This window comes from Brevibacterium sp. (assembly GCF_022712115.1).
GTDB lineage: Bacteria > Actinomycetota > Actinomycetes > Actinomycetales > Brevibacteriaceae > Brevibacterium > Brevibacterium salitolerans.
This window is the reverse complement of record NZ_JALAHB010000041.1, coordinates 14,148-40,903: the sequence shown is the minus strand read 5'-3', so window position 1 is coordinate 40,903 and position 26,756 is coordinate 14,148. Positions and strand designations below refer to the sequence as shown.

The following is a 26,756-nucleotide window of genomic DNA, read 5'->3' as shown; positions in this document are numbered from 1 at the left end:
GCGGAGAACGGCTCCCCGGTAAGCGCCATGACCTCGAGCGCGCGGACCACCCGGCGGGTGTCGCCGGGGGCGATCTTGGCCGCCGCAGGCGGGTCCTGGACCGCGAGTCGCCGGTGCAGCGCCTCCGTCCCCGCTCCCGCCGCCTCCTCCTCCAGGGCCGCCCGGAGCGCCGGGTCCGTGCCGGGGAAGCGCATGTCGTCCGTGACGGCGCGCACGTACAGGCCGGAGCCGCCCACCATCACGGCGTGGTGTCCGCGGGACTCGATGTCCGCGACGGCCTTGCGGGCGGCGCGCTGGAACCCGGAGACCGAGGCCGGCTCATCGACGTCGAGCACGTCGATGAGGTGGTGGGGCACACCGCCGCGCTCCTCCGGCGCGAGCTTGGCCGTCCCGATGTCCATCCCCCGGTAGAGCTGGAGCGCGTCCGCGTTGACCACCTCCCCGCTGAGCCGCCGGGCGAGACCGATCCCGAGATCCGATTTGCCGGTCGCGGTGGCCCCCACCACCACGACGAGCGGGCGGGGACGGGAATGCCGGCAGGATGCGCCGTCCACCGCCGTCACCGGGCCGCACCCGTGGCTGCGACACGGTCCTCCCCGCTCGCCGGCGGGAGCGGGGACGCGGGCCTGGCCCGGGACGCCTCGAGCCCGATGAGCCGGTATCGCACCCTGTGGCAGTCCGTCGCCGCCCGCACGGTGCCGCGCAGCCGAGACGGGTCCCCAGAGGCCCCCAGGGCTGCGACGACGCCGTCCGTCCATGCCGCCGCAGGGCCCGCGTCCAGGCACGAGAGCGCCTCGCGGTCCACGGCTCCGGTGAGCGCCTCCTCCAGGGCTGCGTCGAAGGCCGCCGCGCCCTCGCGCGGCGCGAGGGGTGCGTCGGGGTCGGCGGCACCGGAGAAGTCGAGGGGCACGAGCAGAGGCGCCGAGGGCGGCGCGGATGCGCGCTGCAGCCGGACGGAGACGCCTGCCTCCAGCGCGCACAGCGCAGCCACCGTGAAGCCGATGTGGACCCGCGCGGATCGCTGCGCGGAATCCGGGGCCTGCCTGCGGAGCGAGGCGACTGCGGACGCGAGCTCCTCACCGCCGCGCACATCTGCCGGGCTCAGCTCCGCGGCTGCGCCGGGGACGCACGGCACCACGACTCCGCGCGGCACCCCCAGACCGCCGAGGGAGAGCACGCCGGGCAGCAGAGGCTCCTCTGCCGCAGCAGAACCCGTACCGGCGGAAGCGGAGCCGCCTGCGCTGCTGGGGGGTTCGTGAGGCGGCAGCAGCACAGTCCACACCGGTGCCCGTCGCAGCGCCGTGTGCACTGCGGAGCGGAAGGCGGTCATCGCCTCCGGCTCTCCGGGGTCCACCCCACGCAGCAGCAGCGGCGTCCCCGGAATGAGCAGGCCTCGGAGGGCATCGGCCGCGTCCACTTCCGAGGACGACGCCGGCCGGCCGGAGGTGTCTCGCATACCGGTGTCAGAGCCCGGCGCGGAGCGTGGGCATGCCGAGCGTGGTGGGGCCGGCCGCGGCAGGTGCGGACCCGCCTGTCCCGCACGACTCCGCCTGCGCCCGGTCGTGGGCGTCGCCCGCGCGCGTGCGCCGGAGCGCGTACCCGGAATCGGCGAGCAGGAAGTAGGGCTTCGCCGCGTCGATCCGCGCGCTCACGACGTCACCCGGACGGGGCATCCCGGCCGAGTCCTGGACGCGCACATGGACGAGGCGGTTGTCCTCGGACCGTCCGCTGAAGCGACCGTGCTCCTCGTCCGGCTCCCCGGTCACGAGGATCTCCTGCCGGGTGCCCACGAGCGCTCGGTTCTCCTCCCAGGCGATCTCATCCTGCAGCGCCGTGAGCCTCTCGAAGCGGCGCTGCACGATCTCCTTGGGCACCTGGTCCTCCATCTCCGCCGCCGGGGTGCCCGGCCGGATCGAGTACTGGAAGGTGAAGGCCTGTGAGAAGCGAGCGGCGCGCACCACCTCCAGCGTCGCCTCGAAGTCCTCCTCGGTCTCGCCGGGGAAGCCCACGATGATGTCCGTGGTGATGGCGGCGTGCGGGATGTGCTCGCGCACCTCCTCGAGGATCCGCAGGAAGCGGGAGGAGCGGTAGGACCTCCGCATTGCCTTGAGGATCCGGTCCGAGCCCGACTGCAGCGGCATGTGCAGCTGCGGCATGACGGTGGGCGTCTCCGCCATCGCCTCGATGACGTCCGTGGAGAACGCCGCCGGGTGCGGGCTCGTGAAGCGGACGCGCTCGATGCCCTCGACGCGCCCCACCGCACGCAGGAGCTTGGCGAAAGCGCCCTTGTCCCGGAACTCCGCGCCGTAGGAGTTGACGTTCTGGCCGAGCAGCGTCACCTCAATGACGCCCTCCGCGGCGAGTGCCTCCACCTCCGCGAGGATGTCCCCCGGCCGCCGGTCCTTCTCCTTGCCGCGCAGCGACGGGACGATGCAGAAAGTGCACGTGTTGTTGCAGCCCACGCTGATGGAGACCCACGCGGAGTGCGCGGACTCACGGCGGGTGGGCAGGGTGGAGGGGAAGACATCGAGGGACTCGAGGATCTCCACCTGGGCCTCGCTGTTGTGCCGCGCACGCTCCAGGAGCACGGGAAGCGAGCCCATGTTGTGAGTGCCGAAGACCACGTCGACCCACGGCGCCCGCGCGACGATGGCGTCCCGGTCCTTCTGCGCCATGCAGCCGCCCACGGCGATCTGCATGCCCGGCCGCTCCTCCTTCACCTTGGCCAGGCGGCCGAGGTTGCCGTAGAGGCGGTTGTCCGCATTCTCCCTCACCGCACACGTGTTGAACACGACGACGTCGGCCTGCGACCCGTCCCCGGCCGGCACGTATCCGGCGTCGTCGAGGAGACCCGAGAGCCTCTCCGAGTCGTGCACGTTCATCTGGCAGCCGTAGGTCCGCACCTCGTAGGTGCGGGATGCGCCGGCGGTGTCTGGAGCAGGGGCGGGAGCAGAGTGTGTCATGGCCCGCCCAGTGTACCGAGTGCCGACGCGCAGGGCGCACTCCCGCGGCTCGGACGAGCCCACCCATGCGGCGTTCAGCCGCCTGCGACGCCGCTGATCCCCTCACCCGCGGCAGCGCGTCCCAGGCGCTGTTCGAAGCGCACGGCCTCCTTCACGCCGGCGGCCAGGCGCACCGCTGCCTCGTGGTCGAGAGGCCCCCCGCCGGCATCCAGGGACACCGTGATGGAACCGCCGGGTTCGGCCTGGACGAACCGCATCATCGTCCCTCCGGCAGCACCGGCTCCCACTCCCGCGAGCACCGTGTAGGCGAGGGACCAGCCGGGTGCCGTGACCGGCACGACCCGCACGGCCGGGTGGTCGTACTCCGCCCGCACGGCGTCCAGATCGCCGCCCGCGCAGCGCGTGGCGCGAGAGAGCGTGAGGTCTATCCGCGAGGCGCGTCCGTGCGGCAGCCGCGCCACCCGCGACCGCGGACACCAGTAGGAGGCGAACACACTGCTGTCGTCGGTGTACCAGCTCACGGCCGAGGCCCCGACGGCCTCCGGAGCCACATCGAAGTGGGCTCCGGCGAGTACGAGGATGGCGCGCTGATCCTCTGCGGATTCCGCGAGATCGATGAACTGCCCGCCCACACCCCCGGGGTGCATTGCTGTCATCGCGCTCCTCCCTGCACACGCCCGACGGGCCCGGCCCCAGCGCCGGCGGTGTGCTCCTCCGCACAACATCCTACGCTATCTGGAACGTCCGACGGGATGCCCCACGGGTGCCTCCGGCCCTGCTCAGCACTCCTCGTCCAGGGCCTCCTGCGCGGCGCGCATGGCCGTTCCCCCGGCGAATCCGCGCCGCCCGAGCACGCCGAGGATCCTGCGCAGCCGGGTGTCCCGGTCCAGCGTGCGGGTGGACGCCGCCTTCCTCCTCGCGAGGGCCAGGGCGTGCGGGAAGTCGTCGTCGAGGTCCTCCAACGAGGCACGGGCGTCCTCGTCGGAGACGCCCTTCTCCCGCAGCCGCCGCTGGAGTGCGGATGCGGAGAGGCCCTTCTGCTCACGCTGCACGCGGACGAGCTGCTGGGCGTACCGCCTGTCGTTCAGCAGGTCGGAGGCCTCGAGGCGGTCGAGGAGGATCTCGACGGAGTCCCCTGCATGCTCCTTCCGCAGGAGCTTCTCCCTGAGCTCCGCCCTGCTGTGATCGCGCATCGCCAGGAGCGAATATGCCCGCTTCCTCGCCGCCCGGTAGTCAGGATTCTCCGGGCTCCCGGGCGCGGACGGATCTGCGGCGGCCCCGGCTGCAGCGGGCGCACCCCCCGAGACCGCGGTGTCTCCCGTGCCCTCTGCGCCGAGGGGCCCGTCCCCGCTCGCAGGCACCGCTTCCACGGCGGCCTGCAGGGAGGCGATCAGTTCCTCACGCGGGTCCGGGGCCATGACCGCTCACCCTCAGAACTCCGCACCGGCCGGCACGGGCGCACCCTTGGGCTCCGCGGGCTTGGCCGCGGAGGCCTTGCCCGCTCCGGGCCCGGCCGGGCCTCCGTCCACCTCCGGTGCCTCGGCCTCCTCCGGCGCGGCGAAGAGACCCAGCTTCTCCTTGATCTTCGTCTCGATCTCCTCGGCGAGTCCCGGATTGTCCTTGAGGAAGTTGCGGACGTTCTCCTTGCCCTGGCCCAGCTGGTCGCCGTCATAGGTGAACCAGGACCCGGACTTGCGGACGATCCCGTTGTCCACGCCCATGTCGATCAGGCTGCCCTCGCGGGAGATCCCGTGACCGTAGATGATGTCGAACTCCGCCTGCTTGAACGGCGGCGCGACCTTGTTCTTCACGACCTTGACGCGCGTGCGGTTGCCCACTGCGTCACCACCCTCCTTGAGGGTCTCGATCCGGCGCACGTCCAGACGCACCGAGGCGTAGAACTTCAGGGCCTTGCCGCCGGAGGTGGTCTCCGGCGAACCGAAGAACACGCCCACCTTCTCACGCAGCTGGTTGATGAAGATCGCCGTCGTCTTCGACGCGGCGAGGGCGCCCGTGATCTTGCGCAGCGCCTGCGACATGAGACGGGCCTGGAGACCCACGTGGGAGTCGCCCATCTCCCCCTCGATCTCCGCCTTGGGCACGAGGGCCGCGACGGAGTCGATGACGATGACGTCGAGGGCGCCGGAGCGGATCAGCATGTCCGCGATCTCCAGCGCCTGCTCGCCGGTGTCCGGCTGCGAGACCAGGAGCTGATCCGTGTCCACGCCCAGCGCCTTGGCATACTCCGGGTCCAGGGCGTGCTCCGCGTCGATGAAGGCCGCGATGCCCCCGGCCTTCTGCGCGCTCGCGACGGCGTGCAGGGCCACGGTCGTCTTGCCGGAGGACTCCGGCCCGTAGATCTCCACGACACGACCGCGCGGCAGACCGCCCACGCCGAGTGCGATGTCGAGTGCGACGGAGCCGGTGGGGATCGCCTCGATGGGCTGGCGCTTCTCCTCCCCCAGGCGCATGACAGCGCCCTTGCCGTACTGGCGCTCCACCTGCCCCATCGCCGCTTCCAGGGCCTTGCTCTTGTCTCCGCCGGCGGTCTGTGCGCCGCGGGTGGTCTTCGCTGCCATGTCTCCTCCAAGATCAGTACGTCGATGCCTGTCTGGGACCAGAGTAGACACCGGCACGGACACAGCTCCCCGATCCGGGTGAACCTGTGTACAGCCCGCTCGCACATCCACAGCAGGGATGACGCGGGGCGGTCAGGGTTCAAGCATACCGCGAGGGGAACACGTGTTCTAATCGTCTCGTGCGGCGTGTCGCCCCCGGCCCGCACGCCGCCGGGAACGCATCCGCCCCACCTGCACGAGCGGGTGGGGCGGATGCGGCATCTGCCTGCCGCGTCCGGGGGCGGGAAGGGACCGGGCACGGGCTCCTGTCCCGAGCGGCCGGAGGCTCACATCGGGGTGGCCGCGGGCTTGTCCCTGCCCAGTCTGCGCTCGGCGGGGACCCCGGCGGCCTCGCAGACCGCAGCCCAGACCTCCTTGGGCCCGTGGCCGGCCTCGAACGCCTGGGCGGGGGTGAGCGAGCCCAGCGTGCTCAGCGCGAGGTCCTCGTGCAGGGAGGCCGCGCGCATGCGGCCGAACTCGTCGTCCATGAGCTCCCAGTACAGCGCGTGCCGCATGGGATCAGGGCCTGCCCGCCAGCGCGGGCTCGTCGTCAGCGCGGCCGCCGGAGAGCACGCGGCGCGCGAGCTCGACGGGGATGGTGTCCGGGATGTCGACGCCCTCGTCCAGGGCGAAGCGGTCGCTCACATCGCGCAGCAGACCGGACACCGGCATGTCCAGTGCCTCGCAGATGGAGGCCAGGAGCTCCGAGGAGGCTTCCTTCTGCCCGCGCTCGATCTCGCTGAGGTAGCCCAGGGAGACGCTCGCATCCGCGGAGACCTCACGCAGCGTGCGGCCCTGGCGGCGCCGCGCGGTGCGCAGTGCGTCGCCGATCTCGATTCGCAGGAGAGTCACGCGGTTCCCTTCCTCACTGGCCAACGTGTGCAGGCCGTCCCCGGCACCGGGTGCGGGACCGACCGATCATGCAGGTACGACTGGATATCCGACCTCACTGTGACTGCAACCGCAGCCGCTCTGCGGTTGTTCCCCAGTCTACAGGTGGGGTGGGACACAGGCGTCGACGGTTCTCTCAGGCATCCTCGGCGCACGCCGCGAGGACGAGGTCCAGGCACGCCCGGACCGTGGCCTCCCGGATCTCCCTGCGGGAGCCGGTGAGGTCGAGCTCCGCCGTCCGCACTCCGCCGCAGCTCCGCGCGAGCGCGAGGTAGACCCGGCCCACGGGCTTCCCGTCCTGCGGGTCCGGCCCGGCCACCCCGGTGCAGGAGACCCCGAGGTCCGCTCCGCACGCGCGCACCGCGCCACGCGCCATCTCCCGGGCCACCTGCGGGTCCACCGCTCCGTGCGCGGCGAGCAGGTCCGGGTCGACGCCGGCCAGCTCCGCCTTGAGCGCGGTCGCGTACGTCACGAGTCCCCCGCGCAGCACCGCCGATGCGCCCGGAACCTCCGCGAGGGTGGCGGAGAGCAGTCCCGCCGTGAGCGACTCGCACGTGGCGATGGTGAGGCCGCGCTCCCGGAGTGCGCCGATCACCGCGGCAGGCCCGACCGCACCCGCCTGTGAACCGGCCTCCGGACCCTCAGCGCTCACCGGCGCCGCCCCGGGCCTTCGCCTCACGCACCAGCGCGGCGGACTTCACGCAGTAGTCCGCCCCCGTCACCAGCGTGACGACGATCGCGGCGGTGAGCAACAGCCAGGAGACCACGAGCCAGCCGGCGAGGATCCCCGGCAGCCACACCGCGACCGGGGCCTGGAGCAGGAAGAGGCTCAGCGCCCCCGTCTGCAGCACGGTCTTGAGCTTGCCGCCCTTCGAGGCCGGCAGCACCACCCAGCGGATGATGACGAAGCGCAGGACCGTGATGCCGAGCTCGCGGACGAGGATGACCACCGGCACCCACCACGGCAGGATCCCCACGAGCGCCAGCCCGATGAGCGCCGAGGCCATGAGCGACTTGTCCGCGATCGGATCCGCGATCTTGCCGAAGTCCGTGATGAGGTTCCAGCGCCGGGCGAGGAAGCCGTCGATCCAGTCCGTGACCATCGCGACGACGAACACGATGAAGGCCCAGAGCATGCGCTGGGGATCCAGCTCCGTCCACGGCGCGCCCAGCGCGCCGCCGCCCAGGAGGAGGACGAGGAACACGGGGACCAGGAGGATCCGCACCACGGTGAGGGCGTTGGGGAGATTGAGGCTGCTGGGCCCGCTGTCCGCTGTCTGAGTGCTCACGGCACCACCCTAACCGCTGCGGTTCCCGGACGCCCGGCCGGTGCCGGGAGCCGCAGCGCGGGCGGCCGGGCTACCTGCCGGTGAGCTCCCACGCATCGTCGTCGCCGGCCTCCACGATCTCCAGCCCGGTCGCGTCGTCGTACATCCTGCCGTCGGCTCCCAGGTGGGTGTGCTCCTCGTCCCCCATGCCGCGGGGGCCGCCCGTCGCGTAGAGGTCCTCCGCGGGCAGCCGCGCACCGGCGGGTCCGCCTGCGTCCGGTTCCGGCTGTGCGCCGGCGGGAGCTCCGCCGTCCCCGGGGTCCTCGCCGCGGATGACGGCCAGCGTGCCCGGCAGGTCCTCCGGCCGGACGAGCACGTCGCGGGCCTTCGAGCCCTCGGAGGGCCCCACCACACCACGCGACTCCATGAGGTCCATGAGCCGTCCCGCCTTGGCGAAGCCCACGCGCAGCTTGCGCTGGAGCATGGAGGTGGAGCCGAACTGGGTCGTGACGACGAGCTCCGCGGCCTGCAGCAGGAGGTCGAGGTCGTCCCCGATCTCCTCGTCGATCTGCTTCTTGGGGGCCTCGACGGCCACGTCTTCCCGATAGACCGGGGAGAGCTGGCCCTTGACGTGCGCGACGACCTCCTCGATCTCCGACTCGTTCACCCAGGCGCCCTGGACGCGCATGGGTTTCGCTGCGCCCATCGGCAGGAACAGCGCGTCGCCCTGACCGATCAGCTTCTCCGCGCCGGGCTGGTCGAGGACCACGCGGGAGTCGGCCAGCGAGGAGGTCGCGAAGGCCAGCCGCGAGGGCACATTGGCCTTGATGAGACCGGTGACGACGTCCACGGACGGCCGCTGCGTGGCGAGCACCAGGTGGATGCCTGCGGCGCGGGCCAGCTGCGTGATGCGCTGGATGGACGCCTCCACGTCACGCGGGGCGACCATCATGAGGTCCGCGAGCTCGTCGACCACGACGAGGAGGTAGGGGTACGGGTGCAGCTCCCGCTCGGAGCCCGGCGGCGGGGTGAGCTTCCCCTCCCGCACCGCGCGGTTGAACTCCTTCACGTGCTTGAACCCGAAGTGCGCGAGGTCGTCGTAGCGGGCGTCCATCTCCCGCACCACCCACTCGAGGGCCTCGGCGGCCTTCTTGGGATTGGTGATGATGGGGGTGATGAGGTGCGGGATGCCCTCGTAGGTGGTGAGCTCCACCCGCTTGGGGTCGACGAGGATCATGCGCACCTCGTCCGGGGTCGCCCGCATCATGATCGAGGTGATCATGGAGTTGACGAAGCTCGACTTGCCGGCGCCCGTCGCACCGGCCACCAGCAGGTGCGGCATCTTCGACAGGTCCGCGACGACGAAGCCGCCCTCCACGTCCTTGCCCACGCCCATCACCATGGGGTGGTCCGTCTTCCGGGCAGCGTTGGAGCGCAGCACATCGCCCAGGGAGACCGTCTCCCTGTCCGAGTTGGGGATCTCGATGCCGATCGCCTTCTTGCCCGGGATGGGCGAGAGGATGCGCACGTCCGCGCTCGCCACGGCGTAGGCGATGTTCTTGCTCAGCGCCGTGACCTTCTCCACCTTGGTCCCCGGTGCCAGCTCCACCTCGTAGCGGGTGACGGTGGGCCCGCGGGAGAAGCCTGCGACCTCCGCGTCGATCTTGAACTGCTCGAACACGTCGCGCAGCGCGGCGACGACCCGGTCGTTGGCCTCCGAGCGCTCCTTGGGCGGCGGACCCGCCGCCAGCAGCTCCGAGGAGGGCAGGGTGTAGGTGACGTCGCCGCCCAGCTCCAGCTGGGCCACGCGCTGCGGCAGCTCGCCGGTCGCCTGCGGCGCCGGGGTGCTGACTGCGGGCACCTCCGCCGTGTCCGCCTCCGAGGCCGGGGCGGACTGCCGGGTCTGCGCCGCGGCGCCGCCGAGCACGGCGGTGGGCTCGTCCATGCCCACCTCCCGGCGCAGCGCGGCGGCCTCCCGCTCCGCCTTCGTGGGACGGCGCTGGCCGGGCCGGTACTGCGGCTCGGCCTCCGCATCGACGTCGTAGACCTCCGGCGCCTCCGCCGCCGTCTCCTCCGGCTGGGCCCGCTTTCCCCGTCCCCTGCCGCGGGAGGGTGCCGAGCCGGCGGCCTCCTCGGCCTCGACGTCGTTCTCGTGGATGTAGGCCTTGTCGTAGGCGGTCTCCTCCTCCGCCTCGTGGGCGCGCGCCTCCTCGGCCGCCTTCCGCTTCGCCCCGCGGCGGCGTCCGAGCGGCCTGAGGGTGGAGGTCGTCCTGCCCTCGGCGACGAGGTCCTCGGACTCGGGTGCGTCCTCGCGCTCCCCCGCGGGCGCTGCCGAGCCCGTGAGCCGGGCGTAGGCGGCGCGGACGCGCTCGGGGATCCGCCGCACCGGGGTCGCGGTGAGGATGAGGAGGGAGAAGAGCCCCAGCAGGGAGAGCAGCGGCACCGCCACGTACACCGTGGTGGCCGCGACGAGCGGCGAGGACACGATGTACCCGAGCGCGCCGCCCCCGTTGGCCATCGCCTCCCGCGAATTCACGAAGCTGGGCGAGCCCGCGGTGATGTGCGCGAGACCCGCCGCCGCGAACAGAGCGGCGATGATCCCGATGAGGATGCGGTTGTTCCCGCGGGTGTCGTCCCCGCGGAGGAAGAGCCGGACGGCATAGCCCACGAGGACCAGCGGCAGGGCGAGTGCGACGCGGCCGAACGTGCCCTCAACGACCGCGCGCACGCCGCTGCCGAAGGCGCCGGGGATGTTCCACCACTCGAAGGCGGCCACGAGGATCGCGAGCGCGAGCAGGGCGAAGCCCGTGCCGTCGCGGCGCATGGGGGCCGTGTGTGAGGGGTCCTCCGGATCGAGCGCCCTGCGGGCGCGGCTGCCTGCCATGTGTGACACTCCCATCCATGCACCGGTGAGGAGGCCGCCGCGCGAGCGGTCCTCCGTGTCCGTGGCCCGTCCGCCGGCCGAGGCGCCCCCGGTCTTCGCGGCCGGGCCCGAGGTGCGGCGGGCGGGCGCGGAGCCCGTCGCCTTGGCCTTGGAGCCCCGGGCGCGACCTGTCTTGGCGGGGGAAGTCGTACTGGTCGCCATGATCGCCCATGCTATGAGGCGGACGGCTCCAGGTGTGGGAGGCAGGGCCTCGGGCGTTTTGGCCGGAGGGTCTGCGCGACGGCGCGCACCCCCTCACGGTCCGCGCCGTCGGCCGCCGCCTCGCCTTCCCCGCCCAGTATCATCGGTGCAGTCCGCTGCACACCGACGGAAGGGCACTCCGTGACGCATGTCCCCAGCCACACACCCGCGGCTCCGCCCACGGGGTTCGACCGGGAGCGCTACATCGCACTCCAGTCCGAGCACATCCGCGCGCGGCGGCGGGAGATCGGCGGGAAGCTCTACCTGGAGATGGGCGGCAAGCTCTTCGACGACATGCACGCCGCACGCGTGCTGCCCGGATTCACTCCGGACAACAAGATCGCGATGCTCGAGCAGCTGCGGGACGAGCTGGAGATCGTCATCGCCGTGAATGCGCGGGATCTTCTGCGGCAGAAGGTGCGCGCGGACCTCGGCATCACCTACGAGGAGGACGTGCTCCGGCTGGTCGACGTGTTCCGCGAGCGCGGCTTCCTCGTGGAGAACGTGGTCTTCACGCAGCTCGAGGACGACAACCAGGCCGGCATGGCCTTCCGCCGCAGGCTGGAGCGGCTGGGGCTGCGGACAGCCCGGCACCGCATCATCCCCGGCTATCCCACCGACACGCGGAGGGTGGTGAGCGAAGCGGGGTTCGGCCTCAACGAGTACGTGGAGACGAGCCGCGATCTGGTGGTCCTCACGGCGCCCGGCCCGGGCTCCGGCAAGCTCGCCACCTGCCTCTCGCAGATCTACCACGACCACCAGCGCGGGATCGTCTCCGGCTACGCCAAGTTCGAGACCTTCCCGGTGTGGGGGCTGCCCCTCGAGCATCCCGTGAACCTCGCCTACGAGGCCGCGACGGCGGACCTCGACGACATCAACGTCATCGACCCCTTCCACCTGCAGCGCTACGGCACGCAGGCGACGTCCTACAACCGCGACGTGGAGGTCTTCCCGCTGCTCGCCGCGCTGCTGGAGCGGATCGCAGGCAGGAGCCCGTACGCCTCCCCCACGGACATGGGCGTGAACATGGTGGGCAGCTGCATCGTCGACGACGCGGTGTGCCGGGAGGCCGCCCGGCAGGAGATCATCCGCCGCTACTTCAAGGCGCTGGTCGACGAACGCCGCAGCGATGCCGACGCCGTCCTCTCGGAGAGGGTGGCCCTGATCATGAGCAGGGCCGGCGTCGAGACCTCCGACCGCGCCGTGGTGGGCCCGGCGCTGGAGCTCGAGGAGGAGACCGGCGCGCCGGCCTCTGCCCTGCAGCTGCACGACGGCACCCTCATCACCGGGAAGACCTCTCCCCTCCTGGGCTGCTCCGCGGCGATGCTGCTCAATGCGCTCAAGCACCTTGCGGGGATCGACGAGGAGGCGCATCTGCTCTCGCCGGAGTCCATCGAACCCATCCAGACGCTCAAGACCGAGCACCTGGGCAGCCGCAATCCCCGGCTGCACACGGACGAGGTCCTCATCGCGCTCTCCGTCTCCGCCGGCACGAACGAGGTGAGCCGCTCCGCGCTGCGCCACCTCCGGGAGCTCGAGGGGACGAACGCGCACACGACGACCGTCCTGGGCTCCGTGGACGAGGGGATCTTCCGCAGCCTGGGCATCATGGTCACGAGCGAGCCCAAGTACCAGCGCCGGACGTCGCTCTACCACAAGCGCTAACCCTGCCTCGCGCCGCGCGGGTCCGCCCCACACCCACGTTTCGCACCTTCTGACGGTGTGCGCATGTGTACGCGTACGCACACCGTCAGAAGGTGCGAAACGTCGCCGGCCGGTGGAACTCCCGGCGGAGTTCCACCGGCCTGTGAGGCTCAGCCCAGCAGCTCGTAGGCCGGGACGGTGAGGAAGTCCGCGTACTCCTCCTGCGTCGCCATCTGCTGGAACAGGCGGCGCGGGGTGACCCAGGCCTCGGGCTCGCCGGGCAGCTTCGCCACCTCCTCCTCGACGATCCTGTCCACGAGCTCCTTCGTCACCTGCTCTCCGGAGTCCTGCAGCGTCACGCCGTAGTGCAGCCACTGCCACACCTGCGAACGGGAGATCTCCGCCGTGGCGGCGTCCTCCATGAGGCCGTGGATCGCCGCGGCGCCGTTGCCGCTCAGCCAGGCGGCGACGTACTGGATGCCCACGTTCACGTTCTGCCGCAGGCCGGCCTCCGTGATCCGCCCGGGCGTGTCCTTGACGCTGAGGAGGTCCGCCGCCGTCACGGCGACGTCCTCACGGGTGCGCTCGAGCTGGTTGGGACGCTCGCCCAGCACCTTCGTGAACTGCTCCCGGCAGGCCTCCACCATGCCCGGGTGCGCCACCCAGGAGCCGTCGAAGCCGTCGCCGGCCTCGCGTGACTTGTCCCGCTCCACCTGTTCGAAGGCCCGGCGGTTCGCCTCCTCGTCCTTGGACGGGATGAACGCGGACATGCCGCCGATCGCGTGGGCCCCGCGCTTGTGGCACGTGCGCACCAGCAGCTCCGTGTATGCCCGCATGAACGGCACCGTCATGGTCACCTGGCCGCGGTCCGGCAGGATCCAGTCCTCGCCCTTGGTCCGGTGGGTCTTGATGACGGAGAAGATGTAGTCCCAGCGCCCCGCGTTGAGACCCGCGGAGTGCTCGCGCAGCTCGTAGAGGATCTCCTCCATCTCGAAGGCCGCGGGGTAGGTCTCGATGAGGCAGGTCGCGCGGATGGTGCCCCGCGGGATCCCGAGAGCGTCCTGCGCGTGGACGAACACGTCGTTCCACAGGCGCGCCTCGAGGTGCGACTCCATCTTGGGGAGGTAGAAGTAGGGTCCGCGGCCCTTGGCGATCTGCAGCGGGCCGGTGTTCGCGACGTACAGCGCGAAGTCCACGAGCGAGCCCGAGGCCACCCGGCCGTCGATGCGCATGTGCTTCTCCTCGAGGTGCCAGCCGCGCGGACGGACCACGATGGTGGGCAGCTCCTCGTCCGGGCGCAGACGGTACTCCTTGCCCTGCTCACTCACGAAGTCGATCTCGCGGCGCACGGCCTCGAGCAGGTTCACCTGCCCGCCGATCACGGAGTCCCAAGCCGGAGTGTTCGCGTCCTCCTGGTCCGCGAGCCACACCTTGGCCCCGGAGTTGAGCGCGTTGATCGTCATCTTCCTGTACGTGGGCCCGGTGACCTCCACCCGCCGGTCCTCCAGCCCCGGGGCCGGGGGCGCGACCCGCCAGCTGGGATCGTCGCGGATGGCAGCGGTCTCCGGCAGGAAGTCGAGCTCCTCGCCGGCCTCCAGGCGCGCCTGACGCTCACGGCGGGCGGCCAGGCGCTCCTCGCGGGTGTCCGCGAACGCACGGTGGAGGGAGACGATGAGGTCCAGTGCCGCCGGTGTGAGGACCTTCTCGGAGCCCTCCGGCAGTTCGGCGGTGATCTCGAGGCCCTCGGGGAGCTCGATGCTGGGAGCGGTCATGCTTCTCTCCTCTTCTCTACTCCGGGTGCGGGGCATCCGCACCCGGTGGACCCACCGCGCAGGAGGGCGCGATAGGCGGTCTGACGGTCGGCGTGTGCGCGGCGCAGTTCTCAGCGGGCGTGCGCACGAGGCGGCTGGGCGAACATCACTCCGGGGTTGAGGATGCCTGTGGGATCGAAGGCCGCCTTGACCATGCGGTTGAGGTCCATGACGTCCTCGCCCAGGTACCCGGCCAGCCAGGGCTCCTTCAGCCTGCCCACGCCGTGTTCGCCCGTGATGGTGCCGCCGAGGGAGACGGCGAGGTCCATGATCTCGCCGTACGCCAGATGCGCCCGCTCCCGCTGCCCGGGGTCCGCGGGATCGAACACGACGAGCGGGTGGGTGTTCCCGTCGCCCGCGTGGGCCATGACGGCGACGACGACCTCGCGCCGGCCGGAGATCGCCGCGATCCCCTCGACCAGCGCGCCCAGTGCGGGAATGGGGACGCCCACGTCCTCGAGCAGGATCGTGCCCTTCTTCTCGACCGCGGGGATCGCCAGGCGGCGTGCGGCGACGAAGGCCTCCCCCTCCTCCGGGTCGTCGGTGGAGAAGACCTCCGTGGCGCCCGCCGCCTCGCAGCGACGCGTGATCTCCGCGACCTCCGCAGCGGCCTGGTCCGGCGATTCGTCCGACTGCACGATGAGCATCGCCGCGGCATCCCGGTCGAGCCCCATGCGCGTCTCGTCCTCCACCGCGTTCAGCGTGGGGCCGTCCATGAACTCGAGCATCGAGGGCCGCATGGTGCGGGTGATCGCGAGCACGGCGTCCGTGGCGGAGGCGAGGGTGGGGAACGTCGCCACGAGGGTCTGCGGGGCGCGCTGGGCGGGCACCAGTCGCAGCGTCACGTCCGTGATGATCCCGAGCGTCCCCTCGCTGCCCACGAACAGCTTGGTGAGCGGCAGCCCCGCCACGTCCTTGAGGCGCGGGCCGCCGAGGGCCACGCTGCGCCCGTCCGCGAGCACCACGGTCATCCCCAGCACGTAGTCGGTGGTGACCCCGTACTTCACGCAGCAGAGGCCGCCGGCGTTGGTGGCGATGTTGCCGCCGATCGAGCAGAAGGTGTAGGAGGCGGGATCCGGCGGGTACCAGAGTCCGTGCGCGGCGGCGGCGTCCTTGACCTCCCCGTTGAGCGCGCCGGGCTGGGCCACGACGGTGCGGGTGACCGGGTCGACCGTGATCTCGCGCATGCGCTCGAGGGAGAGCACGAGGCAGCCGTCCTGGGCGGTGGAGCCGCCGGAGAGGCTGGTCCCGGCGCCCCGCGGCACGATCGGCGTGCCGGTGGCGCGGGCGAAGCGCACGGCCTCCTGCACCTCCTCCGTGCAGGTGGGCCTGACGACCGCGAGCGGCACTCCCGCGTCAGGGTCCTCCGCCCTGTCCCGGCGGTAGGCCTCGGTCTTCACGGGGTCGGTGACCACCGCGCCGTCCGGCAGCCTGCTCCGCAGCTCCTCGAGGGTCTCCGCGGCCTCGCCGGACCCGTGCTTCGTCGTCACCTGTTCGCCTCCCACTGCGCCCGTCACTGTGTCTTCGCTCACGCACTGGGACGAGGCTAACACCCGTTTCCCGCCGAATGAAATCACAATTCCATATTGCGAAATCACTTGCCAGCCGCCGCAGTGATCCCACGCGAATCCTGTGACTGGGATGCCACGGTCCTCACAGAACGCTGGACAGAGATGTGATCCATACCGCATCATGGAATCCGGCCGACCACCCCACGGAACTCCCGAGGCACCTCGGCCCGCCCCTGCTTCCCCCGTGCGCCGCTGCAGCCGCACGGGCCACCGAGAGGTTCACATGGACGCCCTGCTCGCCGCTTCCCCCATCCTCGTCGCCGGAATCCTCCTGCTGGGGTTCCGGGCGCCGGCCACCGTCGCCATGCCCGCCGGCCTCGTCGTCGCCGCGCTCGTCTCGTTCTTCGCCTGGAAGGTCGAGTGGATCACGATCGGCGCCTCGGTGATGCAGGGGATCCTCGTCGCCGTGGGTCTGCTCTGGATCGTCTTCGGCGCCCTCCTCATGCTCGCGACGGTGACCAAGTCCGGTGCCATCGAGACCATCAAGGCGGGCTTCGTCTCCGTCTCCGCGGACCGGCGCGTGCAGGTCATCATCGTCGCCTGGCTCTTCGGCAGCTTCATCGAGGGCGCCGCCGGGTTCGGCACGCCCGCGGCCGTCGTCGCCCCGCTCATGCTCGCGCTCGGCTTCCCGGCCGTCGCCGCGGTGCTCGCGGGTCTGCTCATTCAGTCGACCCCCGTGAGCTTCGGCGCCGTCGGCACTCCCATGCTCACGGGCATCGGCACCGGCCTCCAGGACAGCACCGGAGGCCTCTCCGCGGACGTCTCCGCCCGCGCCGCGGAGCTCGGCGTCGACGCCTCCGGCTTCGTCGCGCACACCGCCTTCCAGGTGGCCGCGCTGCACGCCGTCTGCGGCATCTTCATCCCGCTCACACTGGTCTGCTTCATGACCGGATTCTTCGGGGAGCGGAAGCGGTTCGCGGACGGCCTCGCAGTGGCACCGTTCGCCGTCTTCGCCGCCGTGGCCTTCATCGTCCCGTACCTGCTCGTCGCCTGGCTCCTCGGCCCGGAGTTCCCCTCCCTGCTGGGCGGTCTCATCGGCCTGCTCATCGTCATCACAGCGGCGCGCAAGGGCTTCCTCATGCCCAAGCAGATCTGGGACTTCCCCGCCCGGAACCGGTGGCCGGAGCGGTGGATGGGCAAGGTCGATCCCGAGGACGAGGCCAAGCACCTCGGGAAGCGCATGCCGCTCGTCCAGGCCTGGGCCCCGTACCTCATCGTCGTCGCCCTGCTCCTGCTGACCCGCAACGTGCCGGCGCTCAAGGAGTTCTTCTCCGTCACCGCGGTGGTCAACGTCGAGGACATCTTCGGCACCGGCATCGCACAGAAGATGGACCTGCTCTACTCCCCCGGCTTCCTCTTCCTCCTGGCCAGCATCGCCACCTACGGCATCCACCGCATGACCAGGAGGCAGATCGCCGATGCCTGGTCCCTGGCAGGGAAGCAGCTCGCCGGAGCGGCGTTCGCCCTGCTGTGCTCCGTGCCGATGGTCCGCGTCTTCATCAACTCCGGGCAGGAGTACAACGCCTCCGGTCTGGACTCGATGCCGCTCACCCTGGCGAACTCCGCCGCGGAGGCGATGGGTGCGAACTGGCCGCTGCTGGCGCCCTTCGTCGGAGCGCTCGGCGCATTCATCGCCGGTTCCAACACGGTGTCGAACGTGATGTTCTCCCAGTTCCAGTTCTCCACCGGGGTGAACATCGGGGTGTCCTCACCGGAGACCGTCGTGGCCGCGCAGGCGGTGGGCGGTGCGGCCGGCAACATGGTCGCGGTCCACAACGTCGTCGCGGCCGCCGCCACCGTGGGCCTGCTGGGGCGCGAAGGCGATATCATCCGCCGCACCGTGATCCCCATGCTCGTCTACAGCCTCACCGCCGGCTGCCTCGCCTACATCTACGTCTGGGGCCCCGGACTCAACCTCGGTACGATCCTGCTGGGCGTCGTCCTGCTGGGCGTCATCGCGACGTTCTTCCTGCTCACCCGCGAGAAGGGACGGGAGAACACGGATCTCGCACCGGCCCGGGCCTGAGCCCGGCGCCTGCGGGGAGCGAGCCGGACCACGGCCCTCCCTCCGCGCCCGCCCCGCTTCCGAAAGGAGAGACCGTGTCGCAGACTCCGCGCACGCCCGAGCCTCCGCGGACCGGGCGCCGGCCGCAGCGCGTCCAGTCGGTCGACCGCACCCTCGACGTGCTGGAGGCACTCGCAGCGGCAGGCGGGGCGGCGAGGTCGAAGGAGGTCGCCGAGGCCGCAGGACTGCCCATGCCCACGGTGCACCGCCTGCTGGCCACCCTCGTGTCCCGCGGCTACGTGCTCCAGCTCCCGGACCGCAGCTACTGCCTGGGTTCGCGCCTGGTCCGTCTGGGCGCGGTCGCCGCACGGCAGTCCGGCGTCCATCTCCAGCCGGTCCTCGACAGGCTGGTCGACCGGCTGGAGGAGACCGTCAACCTCGCCTTCTTCACGCAGGAGGCCATGACCTACGTGGCGCAGTCGGCCTCGCACCGCTCCATGCGCATGTTCACCGAGGTGGGGCGCCGCGTCGCGATGCACTCCTCCGGCGTCGGCAAGGCGGTGCTGTCCACCCTCCCGCAGGAGGAGGTGCGGCATCTGCTGGCCGCCGCAGCACCTCCCGCCGTGCGGGAGACCGTGCTGGCGGAGGTGCTCCGGGCACGGCGGTGCGGATACGCCATCGACGACGAGGAGCAGGAGGCCGGCGTCCGCTGCCTGGCGGTGCCGGTGCTCGGCGGGCCGGCCCCGGCCGCGCTGTCCGTCTCCGCGCCCAGCTCACGGCTGGTGCCCGAGGTCTACGAACGGGTGGCGAACCAGCTCCGTGCGACCGCGCGGGAGCTCACCGCGCAGTGGGCGGCCGACTAGGACGCACGCGCAGACGCCTGTCGCCTCCTCCCGCCGTCACGGCGGGAGGAGGCGACAGGCGTCTCGTCCTCAGCGCGGGAGGTCGCTCAGATCATGACCACCATGGGGACGATCATGGGCTGGCGGCGCAGCTTCGAGGAGATCCACCGGCCGATCGTGCGGCGGATGATCTGCTGCAGCTGGTGACGGTCCTTGGTGCCGTTGCGGACGGCCTCGAGGACGGCGGCCTCGATCTTGGGTGAGATCGCGGAGAACACGTTCTGGTCCTCGGCCACGCCCCGGGTGTGGATCTCCGGACCGGCGACGATCTGCTTGCGCGAGAGATCGACCGCCATGAACACGGAGACGAAGCCCTCGCCCGCGAGCGTGAGGCGGTCCTTGAGGTCCGCCTCGGTGATCGCTCCCACCGTCGAGCCGTCCACGAACAGATCCTGCGTGGGGTAGGCCCCGGCGATGTGCGGGGTGCCGTCGATGAGGTCCACCGCGTAGCCGTTCTCCGCCAGCACGATGTTCTCCTCCGGCACGCCCGTCTGCTCGGCGAGCTCGGCGTTCGCCAGCAGATGGCGCCACTCCCCGTGCACGGGCATGACGCCGGCGGGCCGGACGATGTTGTAGCAGTAGAGGAGTTCGCCCGCGGACGCGTGCCCGGAGACGTGGATCTTCGCCGAACCCTTGTGCACCACCTTGGCGCCGAGCTTCATGAGGCCGTTGATGACGCGGAAGACCGCGTTCTCGTTGCCCGGGATGAGCGAGGAGGCCAGCACGACCATGTCGTCCTCACCCACCTCCACGCGGTGGGAGCGGTTGGCCATGCGGGACAGGGCGGCCATGGGCTCGCCCTGGCTGCCGGTGCTCATGAGGACGATCTGGTCGTCCGGGTAGTCGTCGACCTTCTTGAGGTCGATGAGGATGCCCGGCGGGACGTCGAGGTAGCCCAGCTCCTGGGCGATCTTCATGTTGCGCACCATCGAGCGGCCCACGAAGGCGACCTTGCGGCCGTGGGCGTGGGCGGCCTCGAGCACCTGCTGGACGCGGTGCACGTGCGAGGCGAAGGAGGCGACGATGATGCGCCGGGTCGCCTGCCCGAAGAGGTTGACGAGGACGGACTTGATGTCCTTCTCGTGTGCGGTGAAGCCGGGCACCTCCGCGTTGGTGGAGTCCGTGAGGAACAGGTCCACGCCTTCCTCGCCGAGGCGGGCGAAGGCACGGAGATCCGTGATCCGGCCGTCGAGCGGGAGCTGGTCCATCTTGAAGTCGCCGGTGTGCAGCACGCTGCCCGCGCCGGTGCGGATCATCACCGCGAGCGCGTCCGGGATCGAGTGGTTGACCGCGACGAACTCCACGTCGAACGGCCCCAGCTGGTCCTCGTCGCCCTCCGCCACCACGCGGGTGACGCCCTTGATGCGGTGCTCCTTGAGCTTCGCCTCGACGAGGGCGAGGGTGAGCCGCGAGCCGAGGATCGGGATGTCCTCTCGGCCGCGCAGCAGATACGGCACGGCGCCGATGTGATCCTCGTGGCCGTGCGTGAGCACGAGGCCCACGATCTGGTCGTAGCGGCCCTCGAGGTAGGTGAGGTCCGGGAGGATGAGGTCGACGCCCGGCTGCTCCTCCTCGGGGAACAGCACGCCGGCGTCCACGATCAGCAGCTTGCCGTGGTACTCAAACACGGTCATGTTGCGGCCCACCTCGCCCAGACCTCCGAGGGCTACGATGCGCAGCGCCTCCGGGTCGGCCTTGCGGGGTTCGCCGATCTCAGGAAGAAAGGTCTTCACGTCAGGTATTCGCTCCTTTGGAGAGCCCGGCGCACGAACTCCATCTGTCCTGCGTCGGCCGGCAGCAGCGGAAGCCGGGTGGCCCGCGTGCCGATGACGCCTTGGAGTTCGAGGGCCGCCTTCGCGGCGACCACACCGGGCATGTGGTTCATGATCGCGTCCACGAGAGGGACGAGCTCCCACGCGAGTGCGCGGGCGGCCGCGAAATCGTCATTCGCGGCATGGGAGACGAGTGCGCTCAGCCGGTCCGAGGCGACGTGTCCCACGACGGACACGATGCCCACGGCGCCGATGGCCAGGAGCGGCAGGTTGAGGGCGTCCTCGCCGGAGTAGTAGGCGAGGGTGCCGTGGCTGAGGACCTCGCAGGCAGCGTCGAGGCGGCCCTTGGCGTCCTTGACCGCGAGGCTCCGGGGGTGCTCCGCGAGCTCCAGCAGAGTGGGCGTCTCCAGCGGGACGCTGCTGCGGCCGGGGATGTCGTAGAGCATGACGGGCAGGTCCGTGGAGTCCGCGACTGCGCCCATGTGCGCGACGATCGAGGCCTGGGAGGGCTTCGAGTAGTACGGGGTGACGAGGAGGAGGCCGTCCGCCCCCGCCTCCGCCGCACTCCGCGCCAGCGCGATCGAGTGGGAGGTGTCGTTGGTCCCCACGCCTGCGATCACCTTGGCCCGGCCGGCGGCGACCCCGCGGACGATCCGCACGAGCTCGGCCTTCTCCGCATCCGAGGTGGTGGGCGACTCCCCCGTCGTGCCGGAGACCACGAGCATGTCGTTGCCGGCCGTGATGAGGTGCTCCGCCACGGCCTCGACGGCCTTGCGGTCCAGCGCACCCTCAGCGGTGAACGGGGTGATCATCGCAGTTCCCACGCGTCCGAACGCGGAGAGGGCAGCACGCGCCGCGGAGTCATCTATCATGGCCATGCCCAGATCCTACCCGCCGCGGGCGGCAGAGAGGCACAGGCTCCCGGTGCACAAGACAGATCGCCGCGTGCTCGGCATCGACATCGCCCGCGGCATCGCCCTGTTCGGCATGATCGCCACGCACGTCCTCCCCCGCATGGACGCTGAGGGCGAACTCACACTCACCGCCCTGCTCCAGGGGCGCGCCTCGGCGCTGTTCGCAGTGCTGGCAGGGGTCTCCATCGTCCTCTCGACGCGCGGAGCGCTGTCCGTCCCGGGCATGCGCGGCTGGGCCGCGGCGGCCTCGGGCCTGTGCGTCCGCGGCCTGCTCATCGCCGTCCTGGGGCTCGCGCTGGGCGAGCTGCCGAGCGGCGTGGCGGTGATCCTCGTGAACTACGGCGCGCTGTTCCTCGTCGCGACGCTGTTCCTCCGGCTGCCCACGTGGGCCCTGGCGGCGGGAGCGGCGCTGTGGTTCCTCGTGACGCCGCAGCTGTCCCACGTGCTCCGGGGCGAGCCCGCACTCGCGGATCCCCTGCTGCTCGTCCCCGCGTTCACGCATCTGGCGGACCCGGACATGTGGGTGGGCCTCGTGCTGACCGGCTACTACCCGCTGCTGCAGTGGACGGGATACATCCTGCTGGGGATGTGGGTGGCGCGCATCGACTGGACGGCGCGGGACAGGCGCGTGCTCCTCGTCGTGCTGGGGCTCGCGGCCTCCGTGCTGGCGAAGTCGCTCTCCTCCCTCCTCATGACCTTCCGCGGCATGGAGGTGCTGGAGTCCCTGTACCCCACCGGCGTCATGGCCGACGGCCACTCCTACGTGGAGCGGCTCATCATGCTCGGCGCCTACGGCGTCACCCCGCCGGACTCACCGTGGTGGCTCGCGACCTCCGGCCCGCACTCCGGCACCACGTTCGACCTCGTGCACACCTCGGGGATCGCACTCACCGTGCTGGGCCTGTGCATGCTCGCCGGCCCCCGGCTGGAACGGCACGCCTGGCTGCACGCGTGGATCTCCCGACCCGGCTCCATGCCGCTCAGCATGTACACGCTCCACATCCTGCTCGTCTCCGCCGTGACCGGCACGGCGGGCGAGGGCGACGTCGACCTCGTGGCCGCAGTCGGCTTCGCGGTGAACATCGCCGCAATCGTGCTGGTCAGCTGCCTCTGGGCCGCGCTCATCAGCCGCCGGGGCCCTCTCGAGCAGCTGGTCTCCCTCGCCAGCCGCGGCGTCTCGAACCGGGTGCTCCGCCGGCCCTGAGACCGGCTCTCAGCTCGCGGGCGCCGGGCGGGGGTCGTCCCGGTGCATGCGGATCGCCTGCCGCATGGTCGCGCGGGCGCGCTTGCGGTCGCCGGCGGCGTCGTAGGCGCAGGAGAGGCGGAACCAGGACCGCCAGTCGTCCGGGGCGGCCTCGGCCTCGGTCCGGTACTTCTCGAACTCCGCGTCCGCGGCCTCACGGACGATCCGGCCGCCGGGGGTCCGCGGCAGGGTGTCCGGGGGCAGTCCGCCCTCGGTCTCGAGGATGCCCGCGAGCCTCTCGGTGCCGGCGCCGAAGAGGAGCTCGCGGATGAGCGTCCACGCGCCCACCGCCGGGAGGGCGAAGAGCGCGACTCCCAGCGCCTTGGCGACGAGTGAGTCGTCGGCGAGCATGATCCAGCCGCGCTGCACCGTGAACACCAGGTAGAGGGCCAGTCCCAGCGTGACGACGGCGACGCCCAGCTTGGCTCTGCTCATGCGAGGTCCAGGTAGGACTCGAGTCCGTGGTCCAGGCCGCGGCGGTCCCCGATCTGCCGCACGGCGGTGAGGATGCCGGGCATGAAGGCCCGGGTGGAGCAGGTGTGGGTGCGCAGCGTGGGGGCCGCGCCGTCGGAGCCGAACATGAGCTCCTCGTGGGCGTTCATCCCCTGCTGGCGGACGGCGTGGACGTGGATGCCGTCGACGACGGCCCCGCGCGCACCCTCGGGGTCCTGCGCGGTGGCGTCGGGTACGGCTCCCAGACCGGCCTGTGCACGCGCCGCTGCGATCCGCTGCGCGGTGTGCCGGGCCGTGCCCGAGGGCGCGTCGAGCTTGCGGGTGTGATGGATCTCCAGGATCTCCGCGGAGTCGAAGTGGGGGGCTGCGAGCTCCGCGAAGCGCATCGCGAGGACGGCGCCGATGGAGAAGTTGGGTGCGACGAGGACCGCCACGTCGGGGTGTGCGGCGAGGAGGGCGCGCAGGCGCTCGAGCCGGTCCTCGGTCCAGCCGGTGGTGCCCACGACGGTGTCGATGCCGTGCTCCACGAGGAAGCGGACATTGGCCTCCGTGGAGTCCGGGACGGTGAGCTCGACGGCGACGTCGACCTCCTTCCCGGTGAGGGTCTCGAGGGAGTCCGAGCTCCCTAGCGCGGCGACGAGGGAGAGGCCCTCGGCCTCCTCGATCGCCTCCACTGCATGGGAGCCCATGCGCCCCTTCGCTCCGATGACGGCGACGCGGATATCGCTCACGTTCTTCACTCTCCTGCGGTGGGGACGGGTTCGGACCGCGCGGCCGGCCGCGGCCGCCGCACAGGGATCGGCACCAGTCTACGAGGCGAGGGGCGTGCGGGGATCAGCACCCGCGCTCCGTGCGCCTGAGGAGACTCGCGTTCCGCGGATCAGCGCAGGACGCCGAGGATGAGCACGACCGCCCAGAGCATCTGACCGGCGAACCCCACCGCCAGCGCCAGCGCGTCCCCGGTGCCCACGGCGTGGGCCGGCAGCATCGCCAGCACCCCCGCGAGACCCGTGAGCAGTCCCGCGCCCACGGCGAAGACGACGGGCAGCGTCCCCGTGCGGCCCGCGCACCGCTGCCACGCGAGGACCAGGATCCCGAATGCGCTGAGCACCACACCGACCACGCCCAGCGGAACCGGGTCCAGAGCCGTGGCGGTCCAGGGGACCAAGGCGAACCAGACCAGCACGGCGCCCCCGGCCAGCACCGACGGGCCGGACCGCGACCGCGCGACGCCCTCGGCACGCCGCTGCGGGCGGTCGATCCGGGCGGGGGCGGAAGGCGAGGCGGTCATGCATCCAGTGTCCGCCGCCGCGGCCGCCCTGTCGTCATCCGTACGGATGATCTTTCCGGCCTGCTCCTCCCCCCGGAGTAGGGGCGGCCGGGAACGCCGAAGGGGCGGAGAGCACTCCCGCCCTCCGCCCCTTCGCACTCACTGCGCCGCGAGACTCACGTGAGCAGTCCCGGCCTCCGCTCTCAGGCGATGAGCCCCGGGGTCTGGGTGCGCGCGCGCTCGAAGCGTGCCTGCACGTCCTCCCAGTTGACGACGTTCCACCAGGCCTTGACGTAGTCCGGCTTCACGTTCTGGTAGTCGAGGTAGAAGGCGTGCTCCCACATGTCCAGCTGCAGCAGCGGGATGTAGCCGACCTGCACGTTGCCCTGCTGGTCGAACAGCTGCTCGATGGTCAGCCGCTGCCCCAGTGCGTCCCAGCCCAGGATCGCCCAGCCGGAGCCCTGGATGGAGGTCGCGACGCCGCTGAAGTGCGCCTGGAACTTGTCGAAGCCGCCGAACTGGTCGTCGATCGCGGCCGCGAGCTCGCCGGTGGGCTTGTCGCCGCCGTCCGGGCTCATGTTGTTCCAGAAGATCGAGTGGTTGACGTGACCGCCGAGGTTGAAGGACAGGTCCTTCGACAGCTTGCCGACGTTGCCGAACTCGCCCTTGTCACGCGCCTCCGCCAGCTGCTCGAGAGCGGTGTTCGCGCCCTTGACGTAGGTGGCGTGGTGCTTGTCGTGGTGCAGCTCCATGATGCGGCCGGAGATGTGCGGCTCGAGTGCTGCGTAGTCGTAGGGAAGATCGGGAAGGGTGTACTGCTCCACCATGTGTTCCTCCTGCGGTCGTTGACCATCTGTGCGGGTGCTGGCCCCGGGTCTCATGCCCGGGGCCACACCATCGACCCTAGTCCAGGGTCCCGCTCAGGTAAACGCAGAGGTCATATGACGTATTCCATCTGCGCGGCGAGGCGCGTTCACAGCACCCGCGGCACCCGCAGGTCGCCGCGCGGGCCCACGGACGCGAGCGCCCACGGCCCGGCGAACACCGAGGCGGCGTGCTCCCGCACGGCCTCCGGGGTGACCGCGCGCACGCGGGCGATGAGCTCGTCCGGCTGCAGGAGCGGCGTCCCGCGCATCTCGTGCCGCGCGATCCGGTTCATCCGCACCGCCGTGGACTCCATGCCCAGCACCGTCGAACCGGCCAGCTGGGCCACCACGTCCTCGACCTCGTCCGCCGCCGGCGTCTCCTCCGCCACACGGCGCAGCTCCCGGGCCACCAGCTCCAGCACCTGGTCAGCCGCCTCCGGCGCGCAGCCGGCGTAGACGGCGAAGGTGCCGGCGTCCGAGTACTCGCTGAGCACGGTGTGCACCGTGTACGCGAGACCGTGCTCCTCGCGCACGGTCTGGAACAGGCGCGAGGACATGCCGCCGCCCAGCAGGTTGGCGAGCACGATGTTGACGAAGCGGTCCTCGTGGCCGTCGGGCAGCCCCTCGGCGCCCAGCAGGAGGCCCTGCTGCTCCGTCGTCCGCACGCGTGTGCGCAGCCCCGGGGTGAAGCGGGCCGGGCCGGCACCCGCACCGTCCGCGGCCTCGGGTGCGGCCTCCGTCCCGGCGGGACGGGCCCCGCTCCCCCGGCCGTCCAGACCCGCGGCCGAATGCCGCCTCACCTGCTCGACGACCTCCTCGTGCGTCGCGCCGCCCGCGGCGGCGAACACGAGGCCGGGACCGGCATAGGCGGCACCGTAGTGCTCCAGGAGCACGGAGTGGTCCAGACTGAGGATCTGCTCACGCGTGGCGCCCACCGGGCGGCCCAGGGGCTGCCCGGAGAACACGAGTCCCTCGTAGTCCTCGTAGAGCTGGTCAGTGGGGTCGTCGGCGGCCATCGCGAGCTCCTCGACGATGACCCCGCGCTCCCGTTCGAACTCCTCCGGCTCCAGCTGCGAGTCCAGCACCATGTCCCACAGGAGCTCGCTCACGCCGTCCAGGTCCGCGACGAGGCAGCGCGCGTAGTAGCAGGTGTGCTCCTTGGCCGTGAGGGCGTTGGAGTCCCCGCCCGTGCGCTCCAGCCCCCGGGCGATGTCCCGTGCGCTGCGCGTGCGGGTGCCCTTGAACAGCATGTGCTCGAGGAAGTGGGTGGAGCCCTCGGAGCCCGCGGCCTCGTGGCGGGAGCCGGAGCCCACCCACACGCCCACGGTCTCCGACTGCAGGCCGGGGACGGTCTCGGTGATGACGCGAATGCCGCCGGGGAGGACAGACCGCTCGATGCGGCTGCCCTCCCCGGCGTAGAGAAGAGTGCTCACGATGCGGT

At 71.4% G+C, this 26,756-nt stretch carries 24 protein-coding genes; 4 read left to right on the top strand and 20 right to left on the bottom strand.

Annotated features, from left to right (window positions below):
- From miaA to Q0A33_RS02300, 11 genes are all read right to left on the bottom strand, one after another.
- Window positions 1-563, bottom strand: a 563-nt coding sequence (gene miaA / locus Q0A33_RS02350) for a tRNA (adenosine(37)-N6)-dimethylallyltransferase MiaA (RefSeq protein WP_291792503.1), incomplete at its 3' end; no start/stop codon positions are given.
- Window positions 560-1,456, bottom strand: coding sequence for a hypothetical protein (locus Q0A33_RS02345; protein WP_291792501.1), 897 nt, complete (start codon window positions 1,454-1,456; stop codon window positions 560-562). The genes Q0A33_RS02345 and miaA, both read right to left, overlap by 4 nt.
- Before the next feature lie 7 nt (window positions 1,457-1,463).
- A complete protein-coding gene (miaB, locus tag Q0A33_RS02340) occupies window positions 1,464-2,963 on the bottom strand; it encodes a tRNA (N6-isopentenyl adenosine(37)-C2)-methylthiotransferase MiaB (protein WP_291792499.1) in 1,500 nt (499 codons plus the stop codon).
- A gap of 74 nt (window positions 2,964-3,037) precedes the next feature.
- Window positions 3,038-3,619, bottom strand: a complete 582-nt coding sequence (locus Q0A33_RS02335) for a hypothetical protein (protein ID WP_291792497.1) — start codon at window positions 3,617-3,619, stop codon at window positions 3,038-3,040.
- Window positions 3,620-3,742: 123 nt separating this feature from the next.
- Complete coding sequence (locus tag Q0A33_RS02330) at window positions 3,743-4,381, bottom strand: regulatory protein RecX (protein ID WP_291792494.1); 639 nt, start codon at window positions 4,379-4,381, stop codon at window positions 3,743-3,745.
- 12 nt (window positions 4,382-4,393) lie between these two features.
- On the bottom strand, window positions 4,394-5,542 hold the full coding sequence (gene recA, locus Q0A33_RS02325) for a recombinase RecA (protein WP_291792492.1): 1,149 nt from the start codon (window positions 5,540-5,542) through the stop codon (window positions 4,394-4,396).
- 326 nt (window positions 5,543-5,868) lie between these two features.
- Entirely contained in the window at window positions 5,869-6,096 is a 228-nt protein-coding gene (locus tag Q0A33_RS02320) for a DUF3046 domain-containing protein (protein WP_291792489.1), read from the bottom strand.
- Window positions 6,097-6,100: 4 nt separating this feature from the next.
- Window positions 6,101-6,433 carry a helix-turn-helix transcriptional regulator gene (locus Q0A33_RS02315; protein WP_291792487.1) on the bottom strand — a complete coding sequence of 111 codons (333 nt, stop codon included), beginning with the start codon at window positions 6,431-6,433 and terminating at the stop codon, window positions 6,101-6,103.
- A 175-nt stretch (window positions 6,434-6,608) separates the two neighbouring features.
- Window positions 6,609-7,124 (bottom strand): nicotinamide-nucleotide amidohydrolase family protein, encoded by a 516-nt coding sequence (locus tag Q0A33_RS02310; RefSeq protein WP_291792484.1) that lies wholly within the window; start codon window positions 7,122-7,124, stop codon window positions 6,609-6,611.
- Window positions 7,114-7,761: a CDP-diacylglycerol--glycerol-3-phosphate 3-phosphatidyltransferase gene (gene pgsA, locus Q0A33_RS02305; RefSeq protein WP_291792483.1), complete on the bottom strand. Its 648-nt coding sequence runs from the start codon at window positions 7,759-7,761 to the stop codon at window positions 7,114-7,116. The genes Q0A33_RS02310 and pgsA overlap by 11 nt, the downstream gene beginning before the upstream one ends.
- A gap of 70 nt (window positions 7,762-7,831) precedes the next feature.
- Entirely contained in the window at window positions 7,832-10,624 is a 2,793-nt protein-coding gene (locus Q0A33_RS02300) for a DNA translocase FtsK 4TM domain-containing protein (protein WP_291792509.1), read from the bottom strand.
- Between the two features lie 381 nt (window positions 10,625-11,005).
- Here Q0A33_RS02300 and Q0A33_RS02295 point away from each other — a divergent pair, with 381 nt between their 5' ends.
- Window positions 11,006-12,529, top strand: coding sequence for a DUF1846 domain-containing protein (locus tag Q0A33_RS02295; RefSeq protein ID WP_291792480.1), 1,524 nt, complete (start codon window positions 11,006-11,008; stop codon window positions 12,527-12,529).
- 149 nt (window positions 12,530-12,678) lie between these two features.
- Here the strand turns inward: Q0A33_RS02295 and aceB are convergent, their stop codons facing one another.
- Both aceB and Q0A33_RS02285 read right to left on the bottom strand, forming a co-directional pair.
- A complete protein-coding gene (gene aceB, locus Q0A33_RS02290; protein WP_291792477.1) occupies window positions 12,679-14,280 on the bottom strand; it encodes a malate synthase A in 1,602 nt (533 codons plus the stop codon).
- Between the two features lie 110 nt (window positions 14,281-14,390).
- Window positions 14,391-15,851 carry an FAD-linked oxidase C-terminal domain-containing protein gene (locus tag Q0A33_RS02285; RefSeq protein ID WP_363316526.1) on the bottom strand — a complete coding sequence of 487 codons (1,461 nt, stop codon included), beginning with the start codon at window positions 15,849-15,851 and terminating at the stop codon, window positions 14,391-14,393.
- A 262-nt stretch (window positions 15,852-16,113) separates the two neighbouring features.
- Between Q0A33_RS02285 and Q0A33_RS02280 the strand changes: the two genes are divergently transcribed.
- Complete coding sequence (locus Q0A33_RS02280; protein WP_291792474.1) at window positions 16,114-17,916, top strand: L-lactate permease; 1,803 nt, start codon at window positions 16,114-16,116, stop codon at window positions 17,914-17,916.
- A gap of 74 nt (window positions 17,917-17,990) precedes the next feature.
- The gene (locus tag Q0A33_RS02275) at window positions 17,991-18,758 is read left to right on the top strand and encodes an IclR family transcriptional regulator (RefSeq protein WP_291792471.1); all 768 of its coding nucleotides are present in this window, start codon (window positions 17,991-17,993) and stop codon (window positions 18,756-18,758) included.
- 86 nt (window positions 18,759-18,844) lie between these two features.
- On the opposite strand, the gene Q0A33_RS02270 is transcribed toward Q0A33_RS02275, so the two are convergent.
- Window positions 18,845-20,530, bottom strand: coding sequence for a ribonuclease J (locus Q0A33_RS02270; protein ID WP_291792469.1), 1,686 nt, complete (start codon window positions 20,528-20,530; stop codon window positions 18,845-18,847).
- Complete coding sequence (gene dapA / locus Q0A33_RS02265; protein ID WP_291792466.1) at window positions 20,527-21,447, bottom strand: 4-hydroxy-tetrahydrodipicolinate synthase; 921 nt, start codon at window positions 21,445-21,447, stop codon at window positions 20,527-20,529. The genes Q0A33_RS02270 and dapA overlap by 4 nt, the downstream gene beginning before the upstream one ends.
- A 46-nt stretch (window positions 21,448-21,493) precedes the next feature.
- Here dapA and Q0A33_RS02260 point away from each other — a divergent pair, with 46 nt between their 5' ends.
- The gene (locus Q0A33_RS02260; protein WP_291792463.1) at window positions 21,494-22,687 is read left to right on the top strand and encodes a heparan-alpha-glucosaminide N-acetyltransferase domain-containing protein; all 1,194 of its coding nucleotides are present in this window, start codon (window positions 21,494-21,496) and stop codon (window positions 22,685-22,687) included.
- Between the two features lie 9 nt (window positions 22,688-22,696).
- Here the strand turns inward: Q0A33_RS02260 and Q0A33_RS02255 are convergent, their stop codons facing one another.
- The 5 genes from Q0A33_RS02255 to Q0A33_RS02235 all read right to left on the bottom strand — a co-directional run bounded on the left by Q0A33_RS02255 (window position 22,697) and on the right by Q0A33_RS02235 (window position 26,748).
- Window positions 22,697-23,161: a tetratricopeptide repeat protein gene (locus Q0A33_RS02255; protein WP_291792460.1), complete on the bottom strand. Its 465-nt coding sequence runs from the start codon at window positions 23,159-23,161 to the stop codon at window positions 22,697-22,699.
- The gene (dapB, locus tag Q0A33_RS02250; protein ID WP_291792457.1) at window positions 23,158-23,910 is read right to left on the bottom strand and encodes a 4-hydroxy-tetrahydrodipicolinate reductase; all 753 of its coding nucleotides are present in this window, start codon (window positions 23,908-23,910) and stop codon (window positions 23,158-23,160) included. Before dapB ends, Q0A33_RS02255 begins: the two co-directional genes overlap by 4 nt.
- A 149-nt stretch (window positions 23,911-24,059) precedes the next feature.
- On the bottom strand, window positions 24,060-24,470 hold the full coding sequence (locus Q0A33_RS02245; RefSeq protein WP_291792454.1) for a hypothetical protein: 411 nt from the start codon (window positions 24,468-24,470) through the stop codon (window positions 24,060-24,062).
- Between the two features lie 182 nt (window positions 24,471-24,652).
- On the bottom strand, window positions 24,653-25,276 hold the full coding sequence (locus Q0A33_RS02240; RefSeq protein ID WP_291792452.1) for a superoxide dismutase: 624 nt from the start codon (window positions 25,274-25,276) through the stop codon (window positions 24,653-24,655).
- 146 nt (window positions 25,277-25,422) lie between these two features.
- A complete protein-coding gene (locus tag Q0A33_RS02235) occupies window positions 25,423-26,748 on the bottom strand; it encodes a pitrilysin family protein (RefSeq protein ID WP_291792449.1) in 1,326 nt (441 codons plus the stop codon).
- Between the last annotated feature and the right edge of the window lie 8 nt (window positions 26,749-26,756).